Annotated in this window: 23 protein-coding genes and 1 tRNA gene; 11 read left to right on the top strand and 13 right to left on the bottom strand. The window is 65.4% G+C overall.

Annotation, left to right across the window (positions count from 1 at the left end; translation table 11 throughout):
* Window positions 1-8 precede the first annotated feature (8 nt).
* Window positions 9-779, bottom strand: coding sequence for a response regulator (locus G4Z14_RS08965; RefSeq protein ID WP_164624869.1), 771 nt, complete (start codon window positions 777-779; stop codon window positions 9-11).
* Between the two features lie 168 nt (window positions 780-947).
* Between G4Z14_RS08965 and mce the strand changes: the two genes are divergently transcribed.
* Window positions 948-1,352: a methylmalonyl-CoA epimerase gene (gene mce, locus G4Z14_RS08960; RefSeq protein WP_164624866.1), complete on the top strand. Its 405-nt coding sequence runs from the start codon at window positions 948-950 to the stop codon at window positions 1,350-1,352.
* Window positions 1,349-1,615 carry a DUF1467 family protein gene (locus G4Z14_RS08955; RefSeq protein ID WP_164624864.1) on the top strand — a complete coding sequence of 89 codons (267 nt, stop codon included), beginning with the start codon at window positions 1,349-1,351 and terminating at the stop codon, window positions 1,613-1,615. Before mce ends, G4Z14_RS08955 begins: the two co-directional genes overlap by 4 nt.
* Here G4Z14_RS08955 and G4Z14_RS08950 read toward each other — a convergent pair whose 3' ends face one another.
* Window positions 1,616-2,305, bottom strand: a complete 690-nt coding sequence (locus G4Z14_RS08950; protein WP_164625170.1) for an EI24 domain-containing protein — start codon at window positions 2,303-2,305, stop codon at window positions 1,616-1,618.
* Window positions 2,305-2,883, bottom strand: a complete 579-nt coding sequence (locus G4Z14_RS08945) for a nitroreductase family protein (RefSeq protein ID WP_164624862.1) — start codon at window positions 2,881-2,883, stop codon at window positions 2,305-2,307. The genes G4Z14_RS08950 and G4Z14_RS08945 overlap by 1 nt, the downstream gene beginning before the upstream one ends.
* 109 nt (window positions 2,884-2,992) lie before the next feature.
* On the opposite strand from G4Z14_RS08945, the gene G4Z14_RS08940 reads away from it, so the two are divergent.
* A complete protein-coding gene (locus G4Z14_RS08940; protein WP_164624861.1) occupies window positions 2,993-3,250 on the top strand; it encodes a DUF167 domain-containing protein in 258 nt (85 codons plus the stop codon).
* Between the two features lie 12 nt (window positions 3,251-3,262).
* Here the strand turns inward: G4Z14_RS08940 and G4Z14_RS08935 are convergent, their stop codons facing one another.
* On the bottom strand, window positions 3,263-3,511 hold the full coding sequence (locus G4Z14_RS08935; protein ID WP_164624859.1) for a hypothetical protein: 249 nt from the start codon (window positions 3,509-3,511) through the stop codon (window positions 3,263-3,265).
* A 122-nt stretch (window positions 3,512-3,633) separates the two neighbouring features.
* Between G4Z14_RS08935 and G4Z14_RS08930 the strand changes: the two genes are divergently transcribed.
* Together G4Z14_RS08930 and G4Z14_RS08925 are read left to right on the top strand one after the other, a co-directional pair.
* Window positions 3,634-4,353 carry a M48 family metallopeptidase gene (locus tag G4Z14_RS08930; RefSeq protein ID WP_227751624.1) on the top strand — a complete coding sequence of 240 codons (720 nt, stop codon included), beginning with the start codon at window positions 3,634-3,636 and terminating at the stop codon, window positions 4,351-4,353.
* A 93-nt stretch (window positions 4,354-4,446) separates the two neighbouring features.
* Window positions 4,447-4,698, top strand: coding sequence for a DUF6455 family protein (locus tag G4Z14_RS08925; protein ID WP_164624857.1), 252 nt, complete (start codon window positions 4,447-4,449; stop codon window positions 4,696-4,698).
* On the opposite strand, the gene G4Z14_RS08920 is transcribed toward G4Z14_RS08925, so the two are convergent.
* Window positions 4,695-5,654: a glycosyltransferase family 2 protein gene (locus tag G4Z14_RS08920; RefSeq protein WP_164624855.1), complete on the bottom strand. Its 960-nt coding sequence runs from the start codon at window positions 5,652-5,654 to the stop codon at window positions 4,695-4,697. The two genes, G4Z14_RS08925 and G4Z14_RS08920, sit on opposite strands and share 4 nt — an antisense overlap.
* Window positions 5,655-5,755: 101 nt before the next feature.
* Between G4Z14_RS08920 and G4Z14_RS08915 the strand changes: the two genes are divergently transcribed.
* A complete protein-coding gene (locus tag G4Z14_RS08915) occupies window positions 5,756-6,127 on the top strand; it encodes a YigZ family protein (protein WP_164624853.1) in 372 nt (123 codons plus the stop codon).
* A 42-nt stretch (window positions 6,128-6,169) separates the two neighbouring features.
* Window positions 6,170-6,532: a diacylglycerol kinase gene (locus tag G4Z14_RS08910; RefSeq protein WP_164624851.1), complete on the top strand. Its 363-nt coding sequence runs from the start codon at window positions 6,170-6,172 to the stop codon at window positions 6,530-6,532.
* Between the two features lie 61 nt (window positions 6,533-6,593).
* Here the strand turns inward: G4Z14_RS08910 and G4Z14_RS08905 are convergent, their stop codons facing one another.
* Together G4Z14_RS08905 and G4Z14_RS08900 are read right to left on the bottom strand one after the other, a co-directional pair.
* Window positions 6,594-7,256 (bottom strand): GntR family transcriptional regulator, encoded by a 663-nt coding sequence (locus tag G4Z14_RS08905; RefSeq protein WP_164624849.1) that lies wholly within the window; start codon window positions 7,254-7,256, stop codon window positions 6,594-6,596.
* A gap of 56 nt (window positions 7,257-7,312) precedes the next feature.
* Window positions 7,313-8,008, bottom strand: coding sequence for a M48 family metallopeptidase (locus G4Z14_RS08900; protein ID WP_164624847.1), 696 nt, complete (start codon window positions 8,006-8,008; stop codon window positions 7,313-7,315).
* A gap of 157 nt (window positions 8,009-8,165) precedes the next feature.
* Here G4Z14_RS08900 and G4Z14_RS08895 point away from each other — a divergent pair, with 157 nt between their 5' ends.
* The 4 genes from G4Z14_RS08895 to G4Z14_RS08880 all read left to right on the top strand — a co-directional run bounded on the left by G4Z14_RS08895 (window position 8,166) and on the right by G4Z14_RS08880 (window position 9,583).
* Entirely contained in the window at window positions 8,166-8,501 is a 336-nt protein-coding gene (locus G4Z14_RS08895) for a TIGR02300 family protein (RefSeq protein ID WP_164624845.1), read from the top strand.
* Window positions 8,502-8,608: 107 nt separating this feature from the next.
* Window positions 8,609-8,684 (top strand) — tRNA-Ala (locus G4Z14_RS08890).
* A 149-nt stretch (window positions 8,685-8,833) separates the two neighbouring features.
* Window positions 8,834-9,076 (top strand): CDGSH iron-sulfur domain-containing protein, encoded by a 243-nt coding sequence (locus G4Z14_RS08885; protein WP_164624843.1) that lies wholly within the window; start codon window positions 8,834-8,836, stop codon window positions 9,074-9,076.
* Window positions 9,077-9,205: 129 nt separating this feature from the next.
* The gene (locus G4Z14_RS08880) at window positions 9,206-9,583 is read left to right on the top strand and encodes a hypothetical protein (protein ID WP_164624841.1); all 378 of its coding nucleotides are present in this window, start codon (window positions 9,206-9,208) and stop codon (window positions 9,581-9,583) included.
* A 69-nt stretch (window positions 9,584-9,652) separates the two neighbouring features.
* Here G4Z14_RS08880 and lpdA read toward each other — a convergent pair whose 3' ends face one another.
* From lpdA to sucC, 6 genes are all read right to left on the bottom strand, one after another.
* Window positions 9,653-11,029 carry a dihydrolipoyl dehydrogenase gene (gene lpdA, locus G4Z14_RS08875; RefSeq protein ID WP_164624839.1) on the bottom strand — a complete coding sequence of 459 codons (1,377 nt, stop codon included), beginning with the start codon at window positions 11,027-11,029 and terminating at the stop codon, window positions 9,653-9,655.
* Between the two features lie 85 nt (window positions 11,030-11,114).
* A complete protein-coding gene (locus tag G4Z14_RS08870) occupies window positions 11,115-11,510 on the bottom strand; it encodes an MAPEG family protein (protein ID WP_164624837.1) in 396 nt (131 codons plus the stop codon).
* A gap of 116 nt (window positions 11,511-11,626) precedes the next feature.
* A complete protein-coding gene (odhB, locus tag G4Z14_RS08865) occupies window positions 11,627-12,832 on the bottom strand; it encodes a 2-oxoglutarate dehydrogenase complex dihydrolipoyllysine-residue succinyltransferase (protein WP_227751622.1) in 1,206 nt (401 codons plus the stop codon).
* Window positions 12,833-12,855: 23 nt separating this feature from the next.
* Complete coding sequence (locus tag G4Z14_RS08860) at window positions 12,856-15,810, bottom strand: 2-oxoglutarate dehydrogenase E1 component (protein WP_164624834.1); 2,955 nt, start codon at window positions 15,808-15,810, stop codon at window positions 12,856-12,858.
* 131 nt (window positions 15,811-15,941) lie between these two features.
* On the bottom strand, window positions 15,942-16,826 hold the full coding sequence (gene sucD / locus G4Z14_RS08855; protein WP_164624832.1) for a succinate--CoA ligase subunit alpha: 885 nt from the start codon (window positions 16,824-16,826) through the stop codon (window positions 15,942-15,944).
* 81 nt (window positions 16,827-16,907) lie between these two features.
* Window positions 16,908-18,101 (bottom strand): ADP-forming succinate--CoA ligase subunit beta, encoded by a 1,194-nt coding sequence (gene sucC / locus G4Z14_RS08850; protein WP_164624830.1) that lies wholly within the window; start codon window positions 18,099-18,101, stop codon window positions 16,908-16,910.
* Window positions 18,102-18,359: the final 258 nt, after the last annotated feature.

Raw genomic sequence — 18,359 nt, 5'->3', positions numbered from 1 at the left:
AGCGGCGGTCAGCGCGAAGCGGCAAGCCCGCCGCCTGCCTTCAGCCGCGCCTCCAGCATCTGGCGCAACCGCTCCAGCCCTGGACCGTTCTCCGCCGAACGGGCCGCTTCCGCCAGCTCCCGGTCCTGGGCGTGGGCGGCAATTCCGGCAAGAAAGGCCCTGACATACCGCTGCCGCCCCGGTTCCGGCACGCCCTGCAAGGCGCTGGCGGCAAAAGCCAGGTCATCGCGCAGCGCCAGGGGATCCGGCGGCAGGTCGCGCCCGCGCCCGATCGGGGGCGGATGGATGTCCAGCTCCGGCAGAAGCGGCCGCAGCGCGCGGCAGAGCTGCGCGACATTCTCCAGCGGCTTGTCGATGAAGCCGGCCGCCCCGGCCGCGAGCGCCGTCGCGCGGCCGTCGGGGTTGCCGGACATGCCGATCACCACCGGGGGCCGGCGTTGCCGGTGCAGGATCTGCTGGATCAGCGCCTCGCCCCGGCCATCGGGCAGCCCGAGATCGACCAGCACCACGTCGGGCCGGTAGACGCGCAGATGCCCGCGCGCGGCCTCGATCGTTTCGGCGCGTCGCAGCCGCGCCCCGGCCCGCCGCGCCATCAGGCGCAGCGCCTCGCAGGCAAAGCGGCTGTCCTCCACCGCAAGGATCGTCACCCCCTGCAGCGGCAGGTCCGTCACCCAGCCCGTGAGTGGCCGGGCGCCGGCAAACGGGCCGCAGGACAGGCCGGGCAGGGGCGGCCCGCGGTCGGGCGGCGAGGACGGGGGCGGCGTCTGTTTCCGGGGCATGGCGGACCTTTGGCAGCAGGCTTGGGGTCAGTAGACCCTGTCTTGCCTAACAGCCGGTAAAGACCCGCCGGCTTTTGCGAGATTTTCTGCCCGGCCTCCGCCCGGCCCCTTGCCGAACACCGTCCGTCTTCGCATAAGACGGGAAACGCGCAACGCCCGGAGCCCCTCATGATCGGACGCCTGAACCATGTCGCCATCGCCGTGCCCGACCTTGAGGCCGCCGCCGCGCAGTATCGCAACACGCTTGGCGCCAAGGTGAACCCGGCCCAGGACGAGCCGGACCATGGCGTGACCGTGGTGTTCATCGAGCTGCCGAACACCAAGATCGAGCTTTTGTACCCCTTGGGCGACAACAGCCCGATCAAGGGGTTCCTTGAAAAGAACCCCTCCGGCGGCATCCATCACATCTGCTATGAGGTCGAGGACATCCTTGCCGCCCGCGATCACCTGAAGGCGTCGGGCGCGCGGGTGCTGGGCACCGGCGAACCGAAGATCGGCGCCCATGGCAAGCCGGTCTTGTTCCTGCATCCCAAGGATTTCAACGGCTGTCTGGTGGAACTGGAGCAGGTATGACCATCACCGCCGCCATCGTGCTGTTCGCCGTGACCTGGTTCATGGTGTTCTTTTGCGTCCTGCCCTTCCGCTTCAAGTCGCAGGCGGAGGATGGCTCCGTCACGCCGGGCACGCCGGCCTCGGCCCCGGCAGACCCGATGATCGGCAAGAAGGCGAAGATCACTACAGTCATCGCGGTGGTGATCTTTGCCGGGCTTTATCTGGTCATCACCTCGGGCGTCATCACGCGCGACAACATGGACGTGTTCCACATCCTGAACTGATCAGCGGCCGGCCATGATCTTGTGGAACAGGTGGGTGAAGGTCGCCACGCCCAGCACCGGAATGACGAGGTTCACGAGCGGGATCGACAGCGGCGCGGCCATCAGCGTTCCGGCAAGCCAGATGCGCCCCCTGTTTTCCGCGCGCAAGGCCTTGGCCCCGGTACGCCCAAGCCGGCGCATGGCGACGAGGGTGAAATATTCCCGCCCCAGAAGCCAGCCGTTCAGCGCCCAGAACACCACGGGAATGAGCGGCCCGGCAAAGGCGTAAAGGATCAGCGCCAGCGCGTTGGCGGCGACCAGAAGGCCAAGGAAATTCAGGCTGTCAACCAGCGTATCGGCCAGCCGCAGCGGTTCGACCGGCGGCAGGTTCGGATAATGCCGGTCCTCGACTGCATCGGCGATGTCTTCCAGAAACAGTCCCGAGAAGGCCGAGGCGACGGGCACCATCAGAAACACCGACAGCCCCAGCATCAACAGAAACGAGCCCCAGCCGAGCAGCGTGTCGATGCCGCCGACCGGGCCGACGAAGGGGATTTCCACAGACCCCGGCACCACGCTTTCGAGAAGCCAGAGGAAGGCCGCGTAGACCCCGGCGAGCAGCGCCAGCGCCAGCAGCACGCCCAGCAGCATGACCCGGCGGAAGCGGGCATCGCCCATCTGGCCCAAGGCCTTGAAGAAGCTGGAGAAGATCACGCAAGACCCCATTGCACGACGCGGGCCAGGTCGGGACGCGGGCGCTCTGGCGCGGCGGGTCCGGGGGTGCCGATGTGGACGATGCCCGCCACGGCCTCGGCCCCCTTGCAGCCGAAGGCGCGGGCGCAGAATTCGGCGTCATGGCTGGTCCAGCCGGTCAGCCAGTTCGCCCCCCAGCCCGCCGCCGTGGCGGCGTTCAACAGGCTGATGCATACCGCCCCCGCCGACAGTTTCTGTTCGGCCAGCGGGATTTTCGGCACGTCCTGCGGCGCCGAGATCACCACCACGGCCAGCCCGCCACGGTCGAACTGCCCCCGGCCTTTCTCGATCTTCTCGGCATCGCCGCGAAGTTCCAGCGCCCGCGCCTCGGCCATGGCGGCCAGCCGCTCCATGTCGGGCCGCGTCAGCACGATCAGCCGCCAGGGTTCCAGCTTGCCATGATCCGGCACCCGCAGCGCGGCGGCCAGGATCGGTTCCAGCTCGGCGCGTGAGGGCACGGGGCCGGAAAACAGCTTGGCCGGTTGCGACTGGCGCGCGGCAAGAAAGGCGAAGGCGGCGGGGTTCGGGGTCGGCATGCGGGTCTCCTTGTCGGCCAAGGTGTCGGGGTCGGCCAAGGTGTCGGGGAAAGCCGGCGGGGCGTCAAGCGGGCTTGCATGTGCGACGGCGAAGGCTCACCTTGCGGCCATGCAAAAGGGTGCCTGGGCAGAACTGGCGGTGACGGGGGCGGAATTCGCGCTGCGCGTGACACCACGGGCGCGGCGCGAGGAGATCAGCCGCGACGACACGGGCTTCAAGGTCGCGGTCTTTGCGCCGCCCGAGGATGGCAAGGCCAACGCCGCCGTGCAGGCGCTTCTGGCGCATGCGCTGGGCGTGGCCAAGTCGCGGCTGGTGCTGGTGCGGGGCGCAACCTCGCGCGACAAGGTGTTCCGGCTGGCGCAGTAGGGCAGCGAAGCGTCAGCCCTTGGCGGCCTTTTCCACCCGGTAACTGCCCTCGGGCAGGTCCAGGGCGGCGGCCAGATCGGCCAGCTGCGCCATCGACAGGGTGATGACCTGCGGCTCATCGGTCATGTCGTCGACCTGCCGGATCACCACGCAATCCTCGAAGGCTTCGATGATGACATCTTCCTGCAACGGCATGTCCCGGTCCCCCTCGTCGACGAGGGTGATGACGGTCGCGTCGAATTCGTGCTCGATGGTGAACATGCGCGCATGCTACGCCCCCAGGTCGGCACGGGCAAGCCCGCTCAGATTTGCGTGAGGCTCTGGCGGGTGGGGGCAGGTGGCTGCTAGAGAGGCGAAAAATCGGGCAAAGAGGAGGGCGGGCCATGGTGAACAGGGTTCTTCTGGCGGTGGTTGCAGCGGGGATGCAGGGGTGCGTGCAGATCGGGCCGGTGATGACGGCGCCTGCCGCCCCGCTGCCGGAACTTGAGGCCGCCCCGATCCTGCCGGTGGAAACGGCGGCGGAAAACTTTGTCGCGGTGGTCGCCCGCGTCGAGCCGGTTGCCGAACAATATTGCCGGTCGCTGCGCCGCGTGGCCAATTGTGATTTCCGCATCGTGATCGACGACCGCCCCGGCCAGCCGCCGAACGCCTTCCAGACGCTGGACGAGGCCGGGCGGCCGATTCTGGCCTTTACGGTGCCGCTGATCCGCGATGCCCGCAACCGCGACGAGCTGGCCTTCGTGCTCGGGCACGAAGCGGCGCATCATATCGCGGGCCATATCCCGCGCCAGCAGAATACGGCCCTTGCGGGGGCGGTGCTGGCTGGCGTGCTGGCGCAGGTCAGCGGCGCGGGCGAACAGGCGGTCGCCACGGCGCAGGATCTTGGCGCCACAGTGGGCGCGCGGCGCTTTTCCAAGGAGTTCGAGCTGGAGGCCGACAGCCTTGGCACCGAGATCGCCCTTGTCGCGGGCTATGATCCGATGTTGGGGGCCGCCTTCTTTGACCGGATGCCCGATCCGGGCGACCAGTTCCTTGGCACCCATCCTGCCAATGCCGACCGCAAGCGCGTGGTCGCGGCCACTCTGGCGCGGCTCGGCGGTTGAAACGCCCGGCCGGCGTTTTGATCTGCGTCAAGGCGCCACGTCCTGATGGGCGCATGCTGCGGGTCAGATGAACTGCAAGCCCGAGGAAATGGCATGATCGGCTATCCTGAAGCGCCCCGCGCGTGGGGCTTTACACGCGGCATGGCCCGGACGGTGGGCATCTCGCTGACCGAGGCGGTGGTCGAGGGTTGGCTCAGCCGGGGGGAACTTGGTTGCATGGTCGAGGCCTGCCGCACCTGCGGCCAGACCGTGAAATGCACCGACTGGCTGGCCAGCACGGTCAAGGCAGAAGCCCTGCCCGATTTCTGCCAGAACGCGCCCGCGATCGGGTCGCTGCGCGGCTAGGTCCAGTCCGGCGCGGCCCGGATTGCCGCAATGGCGGCGGCATGGGCGGCCTCGCAGGCGCGGTGCGCGGCGGCGATGGCCGGATCGGCCAGCAGCTCGGCGATGAGCCGGTCGGTCTCGGCAAAATAGCGCTGGATCGACGGCTCGGGCGTGCCGCGCCCGGCGCGTCGCGTGAAATAGTCGAAGGTGTGCCGGTCATTGGCCGCACCCGCCTTGCCTGCCGCAGCACCGCGCCCGCGGTCGCGGCGCAGCAGGTAGCTGTCCAGCGTCTTGATGGCGTAATGGTTGTACTGCGCCAGCTTGTAGCCCACCGCCTCTTTCGGGATGTGCCGCAGCCGGTCGCCCAAGGGCGTTCCCTTGGCGATCTCCTGCGTCTCGCCGGTCTGGGCGCTGAACACCCGCAAGGGCGCACTGCCGCGAAAGCCGATCATGTGGTGGTTGTGAATGCCGCCAAAGCGCGCCGGGTCGTGGGTCAGGGTCTTGACCGACTGGCTGGCGCGATGGTGCCGGGCATGGGCCATGGGAAAGGCGCGGGTGACGGGGCCGGGCTGCCAGGCGGTCTGCGGCAGGTCGGAAAAGCTGCGGGCGGACAGGCTGACGATGTCGGCCCCACTGGCCAGAGCCGTCAGATCCTGCACCCGGTGCCCGCCGACATGGATGTTCAGGAATTCGTCGGTGTCGAGCATCATCAGCCAGTCGGCCCGGTCGATCGGATGGGCGGCGCGGATCTTTTCATAGCCCGCATGTTGCGGGATGTCGCCGGGGTGCAGCAGGTTTGGCGTATGGCTGATGATCCCGGCCCGGGCCAGCGCCTCCAGCAGCACCTCCGAGCCGTCGGTGCAATCGTTCGAGGCGACATGGATGGCGTCGAAGCCCAGAACCCGGTGATGGGCGACCCATTCCAGAATGAACGGGCCTTCGTTCTTGAGCGAGGAAATCAGGACATGGCCGGGCACGAACGGGGCTCCTTGGGGGCGGGGCAAGCCTAGCATGCCGCGCGGAACTTGCCAGCCGGGTCGGGGTTTCCTCGGGGGGGACCAGCGGTTAGGCTGGCGCCATGTTGCAGATCGAAGATGTCCTGCGTGACCGGGGGTCGCGCTATGCCGTGACGGGCGGCCCGGTTCAGGGCCGCGCCGGTGCCGAGGCCTTTCTGGCCGAACTGAAGCGCGCCAAGAAATTCGCCAAGGCAACCCACAACACCTGGGCCTGCGTCTTTTCGGAGGCTGGCCCGGTGAAGAATGACGATGGCGAGGCGGGCGCGGGGGCGGTGATCCTGAAGATGCTGGAGCGCGCGGCGCTGGTCGATCACATCGTGGTGGTGACGCGCTGGTATGGCGGGGTGCATCTCGGCGGCGACCGCTTTGCCCATGTCGTGACCTGCACGCGGGCCTATCTGGAGGCCTTGCAGAAGCAGGCGGCGAAGGCATAGCCTGCCCGCCTGAGTCCGGGAGCAGAGTCTGGGAGGCTTTTCATGCGCGCCATTCTCGTCGCCGAGGCGCGGCGGTTCTGGAACACCTGCCTGTGGTCCTGGCAGGGCTGGGCGGCGGCATGGGCCAGTGAAAAGACGCTCCGGCAATGGACGGTGGTGAATGTCTTGTCCATCGCGGCGACGTTTCTGGTCGAAATGACACCCGTCGAGCGCGCGCTGATCTGGGTGCTGGGCCTTTTGATCCTTGCGGCGGAGCTGATGAACACCGGGCTTGAGGAAGTGGTGGATTACCTGTCCCGCGACATCGACCCGCGGGCGAAGAAGGCCAAGGATTGCGGCAGCGCGGCGGTGGCGCTGACGGCGCTGGCGGGTGGCGTGGCGTGGCTGGTGGTGCTGATCGGCTGACCTCCTCGGGGGCATGCGGCGTTTCTCGTCGGAAGGTCCCTTCCCCGACGGAAAAGGCAGTTCAGCCGATCAGATGCCGCAACCCCTGCGTCACATCGGTACGCACCGCCAGACGCAACCCCGGCTCGTCCCCGGCGCGCAGCGCGGCCAGAATCAGCCGGTGGTGCTGCGGCAGGTCACGGCGGCGGATCTTCTGGTATAGCGCGCGCATCGTGGGACCAAGTTGCAGCCAGACGGTCTCGATCATCGCCAGCATCGCCGGGGTCTGGGCGCGCAGGTAGAGCGTGCGGTGGAACTCCAGATTGGTGCGCACATAGGCGACTGCATCCTGATTCATCACCGCCTCCTGATTGGCCGAATTGATCGCGGCCAGCCGGTCGATCAGCGCGAAATGGACCCGCGGCAGGGCGCGGGCCGCCATTTCGGGCTCCAGCAGGGCGCGGATGGCGGCCAGTTCCTCGATCCGCTCCGGGGTCAGGTCGGGCGTGGTGATGCGGCCCGAGGACGAAATCGTCAGCGCGCCTTCGGCCGCCAGCCGCCGGGCGGCCTCGCGCACGGGGGTCATCGACACGCCGAACTGGGCCGCGATACCCCGCAGGGTGAGCGCCTGACCGGGCGCAAGCTCGCCATGCATCACCTGCTGGCGCAAGGTGCGGAACACCCGTTCGTGCGCGGCGGCATTCGGGTCGGCAAGACGGGGCGAGGGGCGGGGCAGGTCGGTCATGGCGACAGCGAACATGAAGCCCGCGCGGGGGTCAATCCCACATTCCATCCACGGGTTCAGTCTGGGGCGGCGGTGAAGCGCAGGGCATGCAGGGCGGTGCCATGGCTGTGCAGCCAGCGCCGTTCCGCCTGCCAGCCGGGATAAAGCCGTTCGACCACCGCCCAGAACCGGTCGGAGTGGTTCATTTCCAGCATATGTGCGACCTCGTGCGCCGCGACGTAAGCCAGCACCGGGGGCGGCGCCAGGATGAGCCGCCAGGAATACATCAAGGCGCCGTCATGGCTGCACGAGCCCCAGCGCGAGCGGGTATCGCGCAGCGTCACGCGGGCAACCTGATGGCCGATCACCGCGGCGTAATGGTCAGAGGCCGCCACCAGCCGGTCCCGCGCCAGCGCCTTGAGCCAGGCCTGCGCCCGCGCGCCCGCCTGTGCCGGATCGCCGGGAATCTGCAGAGAATCGCCCGCCAGCACGATCTTGCGCCCCTCGCCGCGAACAAGGCGGACCGGGCGACCTTCGACCGGAATCTCCGAACCGATGCCGACGAAATCGGTCTGCGGCAACCGGGCGAGCGCATCGCGCAGCCAGCCCTCCTGCGACCGGGCAAAGGCCATCGCTTCGGCCTCGCGGGCGCGCACGGGCAAGGACAGCGTGATGCGCCCGTCTACCCGACTGACACGCAACGAGAATCGCCGCGCCCGGGCCGAGCGGCGCAGCGTGATCTCGAGCGGAGGCGGGCCGGGAAGGACGGGCATGGAACCTCTTGAAACGGACGGCCAGAATAGCGATGTGAGGGCCAGTCGCAATCGGTCGAAATCGGCGCACAAAGGCTTTGACAGTTCCGGGCACTTGTGGCAATCGGCTGCGACTCTGGACATCCGCCTGAAAAGGCCAGCCTGAAAAGGGAAAACCATGCCCAAGGCAGAATGGGGCACGAAGCGCATTTGCCCGACCACCGGCAAGCGCTTTTACGACCTGAACCGCAGCCCGATCGTCAGCCCCTATACCGGCGAGATCGTGGATATCGAAAGCGCGCGCCGCAAGATGGCCGCTGCCGTCATCAGCCGCTCGACGCCCGACAAGGACGATGAGGTTCTGGTGGACGATCTGGAAGCCGATGACGACCTGTTGGCCGGCGGCGTTTCGGACGATGCCGAAATGGACGACGAGCTTCTGGAAGACGACGCCGACGACAATGTTTCGCTCGACGACCTGGCCGATGTGCCGGGCGACGAAGAGGAACTGTAAACCGTTCTGGCAGGCGCGAAAAAAGTGCATTTTTCCTCTTGCACCCCGCCGCGCCTGCCAATAAACAGCGCCCATCCGCAGCGTCCCACGCTCGGTAAGTTGGTAACGGGGTCATAGCTCAGATGGGAGAGCGCTTGAATGGCATTCAAGAGGTCGGGAGTTCGATCCTCCCTGGCTCCACCAACCAGCCTTCGAACAGCGACGCCTTCGGGCGTCGTTTTCGTTTGTGCATCACCGCAGGGTCAAGGGTCTGAATTTGCACAAAGGCCGGGGTTGATCGGCATGGCCTGCGGCGCAACCATCGGGCCAGCCATTCCACAAAAGGACAGCCAGTGACCGAGGTGCCGAAGCTTGCCCAACGCGGGCCCTACAAGGTGCAACTGGAGGCGGGAAAGACCTATTTCTGGTGCGCCTGCGGCGAATCGAAGACTCAGCCGTTCTGCGACATGAGCCACAAGGGATCGGCCTTCGCGCCGAAACGATTCACCGCCGAAGAGACCCGGACCGCCTGGCTTTGCGGCTGCAAACGGACGAAATCCGCGCCCTTCTGCGATGGCACCCACAAGACGCTCTGACCGCAGAACCGCCGCCCCAAATGCGGGTCCGGAGTAAAGCTGACTCGGCTTTGCATCTTTTTCGCGCGAGACGCGCGATTGGTGCTACTCTCTCCATGCGGGAAAACCCGCCAAATGGAGGAACAAATCATGTCAGTCACGCGTTTGTTCATGGGGATCGGGTCACTGTATCTGGTGTTGGGTATCAGTATCGGCATCTACATGGGGGGATCGGGCGATCACACGCTGGTTCCGCTGCATGTCCACATCAACCTTTTGGGCTTTGTGCTGATGACGGTTTTCGGGGTGGTGTATCACCTGTTCCCGGCGGCCGGGACGACGTCGATGGCGCGGGCGCATTTCTGGCTGCACCTCGTCGGCAGCGTGGTTCTGCTGACCATGCTGGCCTTGCTTCTGACCGGCCGAATCACCGAAGCCGGGATGTTCCCGCTGGCGCCGATCGCGGAACTGGCGATCCTGCTGGGGGTGATCTCCTTTGTCGTCAATGTCTGGCGGCACGTCCCCTGAGGACGGCACACAAGCGAAAGGGCCACGGCATGACCGTGGCCCTTTTTCATTGCGGCAGTCGGTAGCCGTTCAGGCGTGAATCGCGCCGTCGCCGCAGGCCAGCGCCGCCTCGCGCACGGCTTCGGAATAGGTCGGGTGGGCGTGGCAGGTCAGCGCCAGATCCTGCGCCGAGGCGCCGAATTCCATCGCAACACAAACCTCGTGGATCAGATCGCCCGCGCCCGGCCCGATGATATGGGCGCCAAGGATGCGGTCGGTGGCGGCATCGGCCAGAAGCTTGACGAAGCCTTCGGCCTGAAACACCGCCTTGGCGCGGGCATTGCCCATGAAGGGGAACTTGCCGACCTTGTAGGCGCGGCCCGCTTCCTTGAGCTGCTCTTCGGTGGCGCCGACCGAGGCCACTTCGGGGGTGGTGTAGATCACGCCGGGGATGACGCCGTAATTCACATGGCCATGCTTGCCGGCGATGATCTCGGCCACGGCCATGCCCTCATCCTCGGCCTTGTGGGCCAGCATCGGGCCGGGGACGGCATCGCCGATGGCGTAAAGGCCGGGGATATTGGTGCGGAAATGGTCGTCGATCTTCACTTGCCCGCGCGGCAGCATTTCAACGCCCAAGGCCTCCAACCCCAGACCGGCGGTGTAGGGGCGCCGGCCGGTGGCGACCAGCACGACCTCGGCCTCGATCTCGGCCTCCTTGTCGTTCTTGCGCAGCTTGTAGCTGACCTTGCCGCCCTCGACCTTTTGCACCGCCGCGCCCATGACGAACTTCAGCCCCTGCTTTTTCAGGATGCGCTCAAAGGTCTTGGCGACCTCGGCATCCATGCCGGGGGTGATGGCGTCAAGGTATTCTACCACCGTCACCTGCGTGCCAAGCCGGGCATAAACCGAGCCCATCTCCAGCCCGATCACGCCAGCGCCGATGACGACCATCGACTTCGGGATCGCGGGCAGGGTCAGCGCGCCGGTGGAGGTGACGACGGTCTTTTCGTCGACGGTGACGCCGGGCAGCGCGGAGGGTTCCGAGCCGGTCGCGATGACGATGGCCTTTGCGCTGTGAACCTCATCGCCGACCTTGACCTGACCGGCAGCCGGGATCGAGCCCCAGCCCTTCAGCCAGGTCACCTTGTTCTTCTTGAACAGGAACTCGATGCCCTTGGTATTGCCGCCGACGACATCGGCCTTGTAGGCCTGCATCTTGTCCCAATCCACGGTGGGGGCGCCGCCCATCAGGCCCATCTTTTCAAAGTTCTCATGCACCTCGTGCAGGTGATGGGTGGCGTTCAGCAGTGCCTTTGACGGGATACAGCCGACGTTCAGGCAGGTGCCGCCCAGTGTGTCGCGACCCTCCACGACGGCCGTGTTCAGGCCGAGCTGGGCGCAGCGGATGGCGGACACATAGCCGCCGGGGCCAGCGCCGAGGATGATGACGTCGAATTCTGCCATGGGAGGTTCCTTAGATTTGGCGCTGGAGCCGGGGGCGCTTCGCCCCCCGGACCCCCAGAGGATATTTGGGACCACGTTGAAGGTGTCAGATCAGGGCTGCAACCAGCATCGTGAGGGTGGCGATAAAGCCCACGAACCAGATCGCCGAGCGCCAGGGCCGCCAGCCGAAGGCATAGGCGGGGATATAGGCGATGCGGGCGGCAAGGTAGGTGAAGGCGGCGAATTGGGTGGCTGCGGTGGATTGGCTCGAAAGCGTCACGACCAGAACCGCAATGGTGAAAAGGATCAGGCCTTCGAAGTGATTGTTGAAGGCGCGCTGCAGGCGGCCCGCCAGTCTGGAAAGCTGCCGCGATGGTGCGCGATCACGGGCCGAGGCGGTATAGCCGATGCCGAGATCCCGGTTCGCCGGGACCGCATAGAGGGCGTATTGCACGACCTGCAGGAGGGCGGCGAGGGTGAGGGCGGTGAGTTCGGGGGTCATGTCACATCCCTTGCGGGTGAGGAGCACAAGGCGGGCTGAAGCCCGCCCTGCGCGGTGTCATGGTGGGTTAATAACCCACTCTACGCGACCCGTAGGGTGGGTTTCCAACCCACTTTTCATAGATCCATCAACAACCGGCGCGGATCTTCCAGCGCTTCCTTGACGCGGACGAGGAAGGTCACGGCGCCCTTGCCGTCGACGATGCGGTGGTCGTAGCTGAGCGCCAGGTACATCATCGGGCGGATCACGATCTGGCCGTTCACCACCACGGGCCGGTCCTGGATCTTGTGCATGCCAAGGATGCCGGACTGCGGCGGGTTCAGGATCGGCGAGGACATCAGCGAGCCATAGACCCCGCCGTTCGAGATGGTGAAGCTGCCGCCCTGCATCTCGGCCATCGACAGTTTGCCGTCACGGGCGCGGATGCCCAGTTCGGCGATCTTCTTTTCAATCGCGGCAAAGCCCATCTGGTCGGCGTCGCGCACCACCGGCACGACAAGGCCCGAGGGCGTGCCGACGGCCACGCCCATGTGGACGTAGTTCTTGTAGACGACATCCTGCCCGTCGATTTCGGCGTTGACCTCGGGCACTTCCTTCAGCGCATGGGTGCAGGCCTTCACGAAGAAGGACATGAAGCCCATCTTGACGCCATGCTTCTTCTCGAAGGCGTCCTTGTAGGTGTTGCGCAGTTCCATGATGCCCGACATGTCGACCTCGTTGTAGGTCGTCAGCATTGCGGCCGTGTTCTGGGCATCCTTCAGGCGCCGCGCGATGGTGGCGCGCAGGCGGGTCATCTTCACCCGCTCCTCGCGGGCGGCGTCGTCGGCCGGAACCGGGGCGCGCGGCATGGCGGCCGGCGCCGGGGTGGCGCTGGCGGCCGCCGAGACCGCGGCGGCGGCGCGGGCGACATCTTCCTTCATCACGCGGCCATCGCGGCCGGAGCCCTGCACCTGATCGGGAGAAAGCCCGGCCTCGGCCATCGCCTTCTTGGCGGCGGGGGCGTTTTCCACGTCGTTGGCGGCCGGGGCAGGGGCGGGTTTCGGCGCCTCGACCTTGGCGGCGGGGGCAGCGGGGGCAGCCCCGGCGGCACCTTCGGCGACGATGGCAAGGCGCGCCTTGGCGTCAACGGTGGTGCCTTCGGGGGCAAGGATTTCGCGCAGCACGCCCGAGACCGGCGAGGGCACCTCGACGGAAACCTTGTCGGTTTCCAGCTCGCACAGCATTTCGTCCTGCTTCACCACATCGCCGACCTTCTTGAACCAGGTCGAGACGGTGGCCTCAGATACGCTTTCGCCCAGGGCGGGCACCATAACATCGGTCATGATCTTCTCCTACCTCCGGGCGATCAGCCCAGAGCCTCCTTCACGAGGGTTTCCTGTTCATGTTTGTGGCGGCTGGCCAGACCCGTGGCGGGCGAGGCGCTGGCCTTGCGGCCGGCATAGGCAAAGCGGGTCTTCTTCGCGCCGATTCCAGTCAGAATGGTTTCCAGCTCCGGCTCGATGAAGGACCAGGCGCCCTGATTTTTCGGCTCTTCCTGGCACCAGACCCAGTCGGCGCCCTTGAAGCGCGACAGTTCGGCCTTCAGCGACTTGGTCGGCACCGGGTAGATCTGTTCCAGCCGCATCAGATAGGTGTCGTCCTGACCGCGGGCGTCGCGTTCGGCCAAGAGGTCGTAATAGACCTTGCCCGAACACAGCACGACGCGCTTGATCTTGTCGTCGGCCTTGAGCGTCAACTTGGAATTGCCGCGTTCGGCGTCGTCCCACAACACGCGGTGGAAGGCGGAACCGTCGAGGAAATCCTCGGCCTTCGAAATCGCCATCGGGTGACGCAGAAGCGACTTCGGCGTCATCATGATCAAGGGCTTGCGGAAGGTCCGGTGCAGCTGGCGGCGCAGGATGTGGAAATAGTTCGCCGGCGTCGTGCAATTCGCCACGATCCAGTTTTCTTCCGCCGAAAGCTGCAGGAAACGTTCCAGACGGGCGCTGGAATGTTCCGGGCCCTGACCTTCGAAGCCATGCGGCAACAGCACCACAAGGCCCGACATCCTGAGCCATTTCGATTCCGACGAGTTGACGAACTGGTCGAACATGATCTGCGCGCCGTTGGCGAAATCGCCGAACTGGGCTTCCCACAGGGTCAACCCGTTGGGTTCAGCCAGCGAATAGCCGTATTCAAAGCCCAGAACCGCATATTCCGACAGGGCAGAGTCGATCACCTCATACTTCGCCTGACCCGCACGGATGTGGTTCAAGGGATAGTGACGCTCTTCGGTGACTTGGTTGATCCAGCCCGAATGGCGTTGGCTGAAGGTGCCGCGGGTGCAATCTTGGCCTGCCAGACGCACCGGGAAGCCTTCGACAGCCAAAGACCCAAAGGCCAGCGCTTCGGCTGTTGCCCAGTCAAACCCTTCGCCTTTGGCGAACATGTCTTTCTTGGCTTCCAACTGACGCGCCACGGTCTTGTGAATGTCGAACCCTTCCGGCACGCGGGTGAGGGCGGCACCGATGTCGGCGAAGGTATCAGCCTTGACCCAGGTTTCGCCGCGTTCGTAATTCTCAAGGTCTTTGGTTTGCAGGTTTTTCCAGCGGCCATCCAGCCAGTCGGCCTTGTTGGGCTTATAGGCTTTGCCAGCTTCGAATTCTTCATTCAGGCGGGCCTGGAAGGCGGCCTTCATGTCTTCGATTTCGCCTTCGGGGATCAGGCCGTCTTTGACCAGACGCTCGGTATAAAGTTGCAGCGTGGTCTTTTGCTTGCGGATGCGGTTGTACATCGCCGGGTTGGTGAACATCGGCTCGTCGCCTTCGTTGTGACCAAAGCGGCGGTAGCAGAAGATGTCCAGCACGACGTCTTTATGGAACTTCTGGCGGTATTCGGTGGCGAGTTTCGCGGCATGCACCACAGCCTCGGGGTCGTCGCCGTTCACGTGGAAGATCGGCGCTTCGACCATCAGGGCGATGTCGGTCGGATAGGGCGAGGTGCGCGAGAAATGCGGCGCGGTGGTGAAACCGATCTGGTTGTTCACCACGATGTGCAGGCAGCCGCCGGTGCGGTGGCCCTTGATGCCCGAAAGCTGGAAGCATTCGGCCACGATGCCCTGACCGGCAAAGGCCGCATCGCCGTGCAGCAGGATCGGCAGCACCGAGATGCGCTCGACGCTGTCGCCGAACTGGTCCTGCTTGGCGCGGACCTTGCCCAGAACCACCGGGTTCACCGCCTCAAGGTGGCTGGGGTTTGCGGTCAGCGACAGGTGAACCGTGTTGCCGTCAAAGGTGCGGTCCGAGGAGGCGCCGAGGTGATACTTCACGTCGCCCGACCCATCGACTTCCTCGGGCTTGTAGGAACCACCCTGGAATTCGTGGAAGATCGCCTTGTAGGGCTTCTGCATCACGTTCGCCAGAATGTTCAGGCGTCCGCGGTGCGGCATGCCGACGATGATTTCCTTCACCCCATGCGCGCCGCCGACCTTGATGATGGCTTCCATCGCCGGGATCAGCGCTTCGCCGCCGTCAAGGCCAAAGCGCTTGGTCCCCATGTACTTGACATGCAAGAACTTTTCATAGCCTTCGGCTTCGACCAGCTTGTTTAGGATGGCGCGGCGGCCCTCGCGGGTGAAGGCGATTTCCTTGCCGTAGCCCTCGATGCGTTCCTTCAGCCAGCTGGCCTGTTCAGGATCGGAGATGTGCATGTATTGCAGGGCGAAGGTGCCGCAATAGGTGCGCTTCACCATCTCGACGATCTGACGCATCGAGGCGGTTTCCAGCCCCAGCACGTTGTCGATGAAGATCGGCCGGTCCATGTCGGCCTCGGCGAAGCCGTAGGAGGCGGGGTCCAGCTCCGGGTGGCTACCGGCGGGCGTCAGGCCCAGCGGGTCAAGATCGGCGGCCAGATGGCCGCGGATGCGGTAGGCGCGGATCAGCATGATGGCGCGGATCGAATCCAGCACGGCGCGCTGGATCTGGTCCTGCGTCAATGCCACGCCCTTTTCCGCGGCCTTTTCGGCAATCTTCCTGCCGGCAGCCCTGGCGTCCGCCGTGGCGGGCCATTCGCCGGTCAGCGCCGCGGTCAGGTCGTCAGCCGGCTGCGGCGGCCAGTCGGTGCGCGCCCAGGACGGGCCTTCGGCGGCGCGCTTGGCCTCGATCTCGCTGTCGCCAAGGGCACGGAAGAACTCGGCCCACTGCGCATCGACCGAGGCGGGATCGGCGGCATAGCGGGCGGCCAGCTGGTCGACATAATCGGCATTGGCCCCGTTCAGGAAGGACGAGGCGTGGAACTGGCTGTTGGGGGTCTGTTCGGTCATGGTTTCCTCCCTTGAGGCCGGATGGCCGGGCGTCGGGGGGCCTGTGGCCGCCCCTTGGCTGCGGTGTCGTAGGGTGGGTTTCTAACCCACCAAGGTTAAGCGAATGGTGGGTTGAAAACCCACCCTACGCCTTATTTGCCGATCGCCTTCATCACCGCCTCGCCCAGATGGGCGGGGCTTTCGGCGACGACGATGCCGGCCGATTTCATCGCTTCGATCTTCGATTCCGCGTCACCTTTGCCGCCGGCAACGATCGCCCCGGCATGGCCCATGCGGCGGCCCTTCGGTGCGGTGCGCCCCGCGATGAAACCGGCGGTCGGCTTCCAGCGGCCCTTCTTCTTTTCCGAGGCGAGGAATTCGGCGGCCTCCTCTTCGGCACTGCCGCCAATCTCGCCGATCATGATGATCGAATGGGTTTCCGGATCGGCCAGGAACATCTCCAGCACGTCGATATGCTCGGTGCCCTTGATCGGGTCGCCGCCGATGCCGACGGCGGTCGACTGGCCAAGGCCCAGATCGGTGGTCTGCTTCACTGCCTCATAGGTCAGCGTGCCCGAACGGCTGACCACGCCGACCGAGCCGCGGCGGTGGATATGGCCCGGCATGATGCCGATCTTGCAGGCATCGGGCGTGATGATGCCGGGGCAGTTCGGCCCGATCAGACGGGTTTTCGAGTTCAGCAGGGCGCGCTTGACCTTCATCATGTCCAGAACCGGGATGCCTTCGGTGATGCACACGACCAGCGGGATTTCGGCGTCGATCGCCTCAAGGATCGAGTCGGCCGCAAAGGGCGGGGGGACGTAGATCACCGAGGCATCGGCGCCGGTTTTCGCCACGGCGTCATGCACAGAGTCAAAGACCGGCAGGTTCAGGTGGGTGCTGCCGCCCTTGCCGGGCGTGACGCCACCGACCATCTGCGTGCCATAGGCAATCGCCTGCTCCGAATGGAAGGTGCCTTGGCTGCCGGTGAAGCCCTGGCAGATGACCTTGGTGTTTTTGTCAACGAGAACGGCCATCATGGCCTCCTTTTTTGCGTAGGGTGGGCAATCTGCCCACCATGCCGAGGGGATGGTGGGCGAAACCGCCCACCCTACGGATTAGCCTTTGACCGCCTTGACGATCTTCTGCGCTGCATCGGCGAGGTTGTCGCCGGCGATGACGTTCAGACCGGAGTTGCGGATGATTTCCTTGCCCAGCTCCACATTGGTGCCTTCCAGGCGCACCACCAGCGGCACCTTCAGGCCGACTTCCTTCACCGCCGCAATCACGCCTTCGGCGATGACGTCGCAGCGCATGATGCCGCCGAAGATGTTGACCAGGATGCCTTTGACGTTCGGGTCCGAGGTGATGATCTTGAAGGCCTCGGTCACCTTTTCCTTGGTGGCACCGCCGCCGACGTCAAGGAAGTTGGCCGGTTCCGCGCCGTAAAGCTTGATGATGTCCATGGTGGCCATGGCGAGGCCCGCGCCGTTCACCATGCAGCCGATCTCGCCATCGAGCGCGATGTAGTTGAGGTCGAACTTCGAGGCGGCAAGTTCCTTGGGGTCTTCCTCGGTCTCGTCCTTCAGCGCCAGAATGTCGGGGTGGCGATACAGCGCATTGCCGTCAAAGCCCATCTTGGCGTCCAAGAGCTTCAGCGAGCCGTCCTTCAGCACGCAGAACGGGTTGATTTCCAGCATGTCCATGTCCTTGTCGATGAACAGCCGATAGAGGTTCTTCACGATGGCCACGCATTGCTTGACCTGCGCGCCCTCAAGGCCAAGGCCGAAGGCCACGCGGCGGCCGTGGAAATCCTGAAAGCCGGTCGCCGGGTCGATGTCGAAGGTCAGGATCTTTTCGGGGGTGTCATGCGCCACGTCCTCGATGCTCATCCCGCCTTCGGTCGAGGAGACGATCGAGACGCGGCTGGTCTTGCGGTCGATCAGCAGCGCCAGATAGAACTCCTTGGCGATGTCGGAACCGTCCTCGATGTAGATGCGGTTCACCACCTTGCCGGCCGCGCCGGTCTGGATGGTGACAAGGGTGCGGCCGAGCATCTGGCGGGCGAACTCGGCGGCCTCGCCAACCGAACGGGCCAGACGCACGCCGCCCTTTTCGCCGGCTTCGGGTTCGACGAAATGGCCCTTGCCGCGACCGCCGGCATGGATCTGCGCCTTGACCACCCACAGCGGGCCATCCAGCTCGCCCGCAGCGGTCTTGGCCTCTTCGGCGCGCAGCACGGCGCGACCGTCGGAAACCGGAATGCCATAGCTGCGCAGCAGGGCCTTGGCCTGATATTCGTGGATATTCATGGGAGAACCCCCGTTTCGGATGAATTTCGGCGGTCATGCCACGAAAAAAGGCCGTCTCAAAACAGGAATCGTGGGGGAGGGCTGGAAAAGCGACATTTGTGATCACATGAAAAAAATTCGTGATCACAGGTTGCGCTAACGGTCAATTCCGGGCGTGGTTGCCCGCATTTCAGGGCTGCGCCGGCGGTGGTCTGCACTGCGCAGATTCACAGCACGTTAGGGAATAGCAGGATTTTGCGGTAGCCTGAACCGGTCCGG

The sequence above is a fragment of the Tabrizicola oligotrophica genome, assembly GCF_011008935.1.
In the GTDB taxonomy this organism is placed as follows: Bacteria; Pseudomonadota; Alphaproteobacteria; order Rhodobacterales; family Rhodobacteraceae; genus Tabrizicola_A; species Tabrizicola_A oligotrophica.
The sequence above is the reverse complement of the archived record's forward strand: the minus strand, read 5'-3'. Positions and strand labels throughout refer to the sequence as shown.

Bases quoted from the DNA above. Each gene is read 5' to 3' on its own strand.
- G4Z14_RS08965 (WP_164624869.1), bottom strand. From the start codon at position 779: ATGCCCCGGAAACAGACGCCGCCCCCGTCCTCGCCGCCCGACCGCGGG.
- mce (WP_164624866.1), top strand. From the start codon at position 948: ATGATCGGACGCCTGAACCATGTCGCCATCGCCGTGCCCGACCTTGAG.
- G4Z14_RS08955 (WP_164624864.1), top strand. From the start codon at position 1,349: ATGACCATCACCGCCGCCATCGTGCTGTTCGCCGTGACCTGGTTCATG.
- G4Z14_RS08945 (WP_164624862.1), bottom strand. From the start codon at position 2,883: ATGCCGACCCCGAACCCCGCCGCCTTCGCCTTTCTTGCCGCGCGCCAG.
- G4Z14_RS08940 (WP_164624861.1), top strand. From the start codon at position 2,993: ATGCAAAAGGGTGCCTGGGCAGAACTGGCGGTGACGGGGGCGGAATTC.
- G4Z14_RS08935 (WP_164624859.1), bottom strand. From the start codon at position 3,511: ATGTTCACCATCGAGCACGAATTCGACGCGACCGTCATCACCCTCGTC.
- G4Z14_RS08930 (WP_227751624.1), top strand. From the start codon at position 3,634: ATGGTGAACAGGGTTCTTCTGGCGGTGGTTGCAGCGGGGATGCAGGGG.
- G4Z14_RS08925 (WP_164624857.1), top strand. From the start codon at position 4,447: ATGATCGGCTATCCTGAAGCGCCCCGCGCGTGGGGCTTTACACGCGGC.
- G4Z14_RS08915 (WP_164624853.1), top strand. From the start codon at position 5,756: ATGTTGCAGATCGAAGATGTCCTGCGTGACCGGGGGTCGCGCTATGCC.
- G4Z14_RS08910 (WP_164624851.1), top strand. From the start codon at position 6,170: ATGCGCGCCATTCTCGTCGCCGAGGCGCGGCGGTTCTGGAACACCTGC.
- G4Z14_RS08905 (WP_164624849.1), bottom strand. From the start codon at position 7,256: ATGACCGACCTGCCCCGCCCCTCGCCCCGTCTTGCCGACCCGAATGCC.
- G4Z14_RS08900 (WP_164624847.1), bottom strand. From the start codon at position 8,008: ATGCCCGTCCTTCCCGGCCCGCCTCCGCTCGAGATCACGCTGCGCCGC.
- G4Z14_RS08895 (WP_164624845.1), top strand. From the start codon at position 8,166: ATGCCCAAGGCAGAATGGGGCACGAAGCGCATTTGCCCGACCACCGGC.
- G4Z14_RS08880 (WP_164624841.1), top strand. From the start codon at position 9,206: ATGTCAGTCACGCGTTTGTTCATGGGGATCGGGTCACTGTATCTGGTG.
- lpdA (WP_164624839.1), bottom strand. From the start codon at position 11,029: ATGGCAGAATTCGACGTCATCATCCTCGGCGCTGGCCCCGGCGGCTAT.
- G4Z14_RS08870 (WP_164624837.1), bottom strand. From the start codon at position 11,510: ATGACCCCCGAACTCACCGCCCTCACCCTCGCCGCCCTCCTGCAGGTC.
- odhB (WP_227751622.1), bottom strand. From the start codon at position 12,832: ATGACCGATGTTATGGTGCCCGCCCTGGGCGAAAGCGTATCTGAGGCC.
- G4Z14_RS08860 (WP_164624834.1), bottom strand. From the start codon at position 15,810: ATGACCGAACAGACCCCCAACAGCCAGTTCCACGCCTCGTCCTTCCTG.
- sucD (WP_164624832.1), bottom strand. From the start codon at position 16,826: ATGGCCGTTCTCGTTGACAAAAACACCAAGGTCATCTGCCAGGGCTTC.
- sucC (WP_164624830.1), bottom strand. From the start codon at position 18,101: ATGAATATCCACGAATATCAGGCCAAGGCCCTGCTGCGCAGCTATGGC.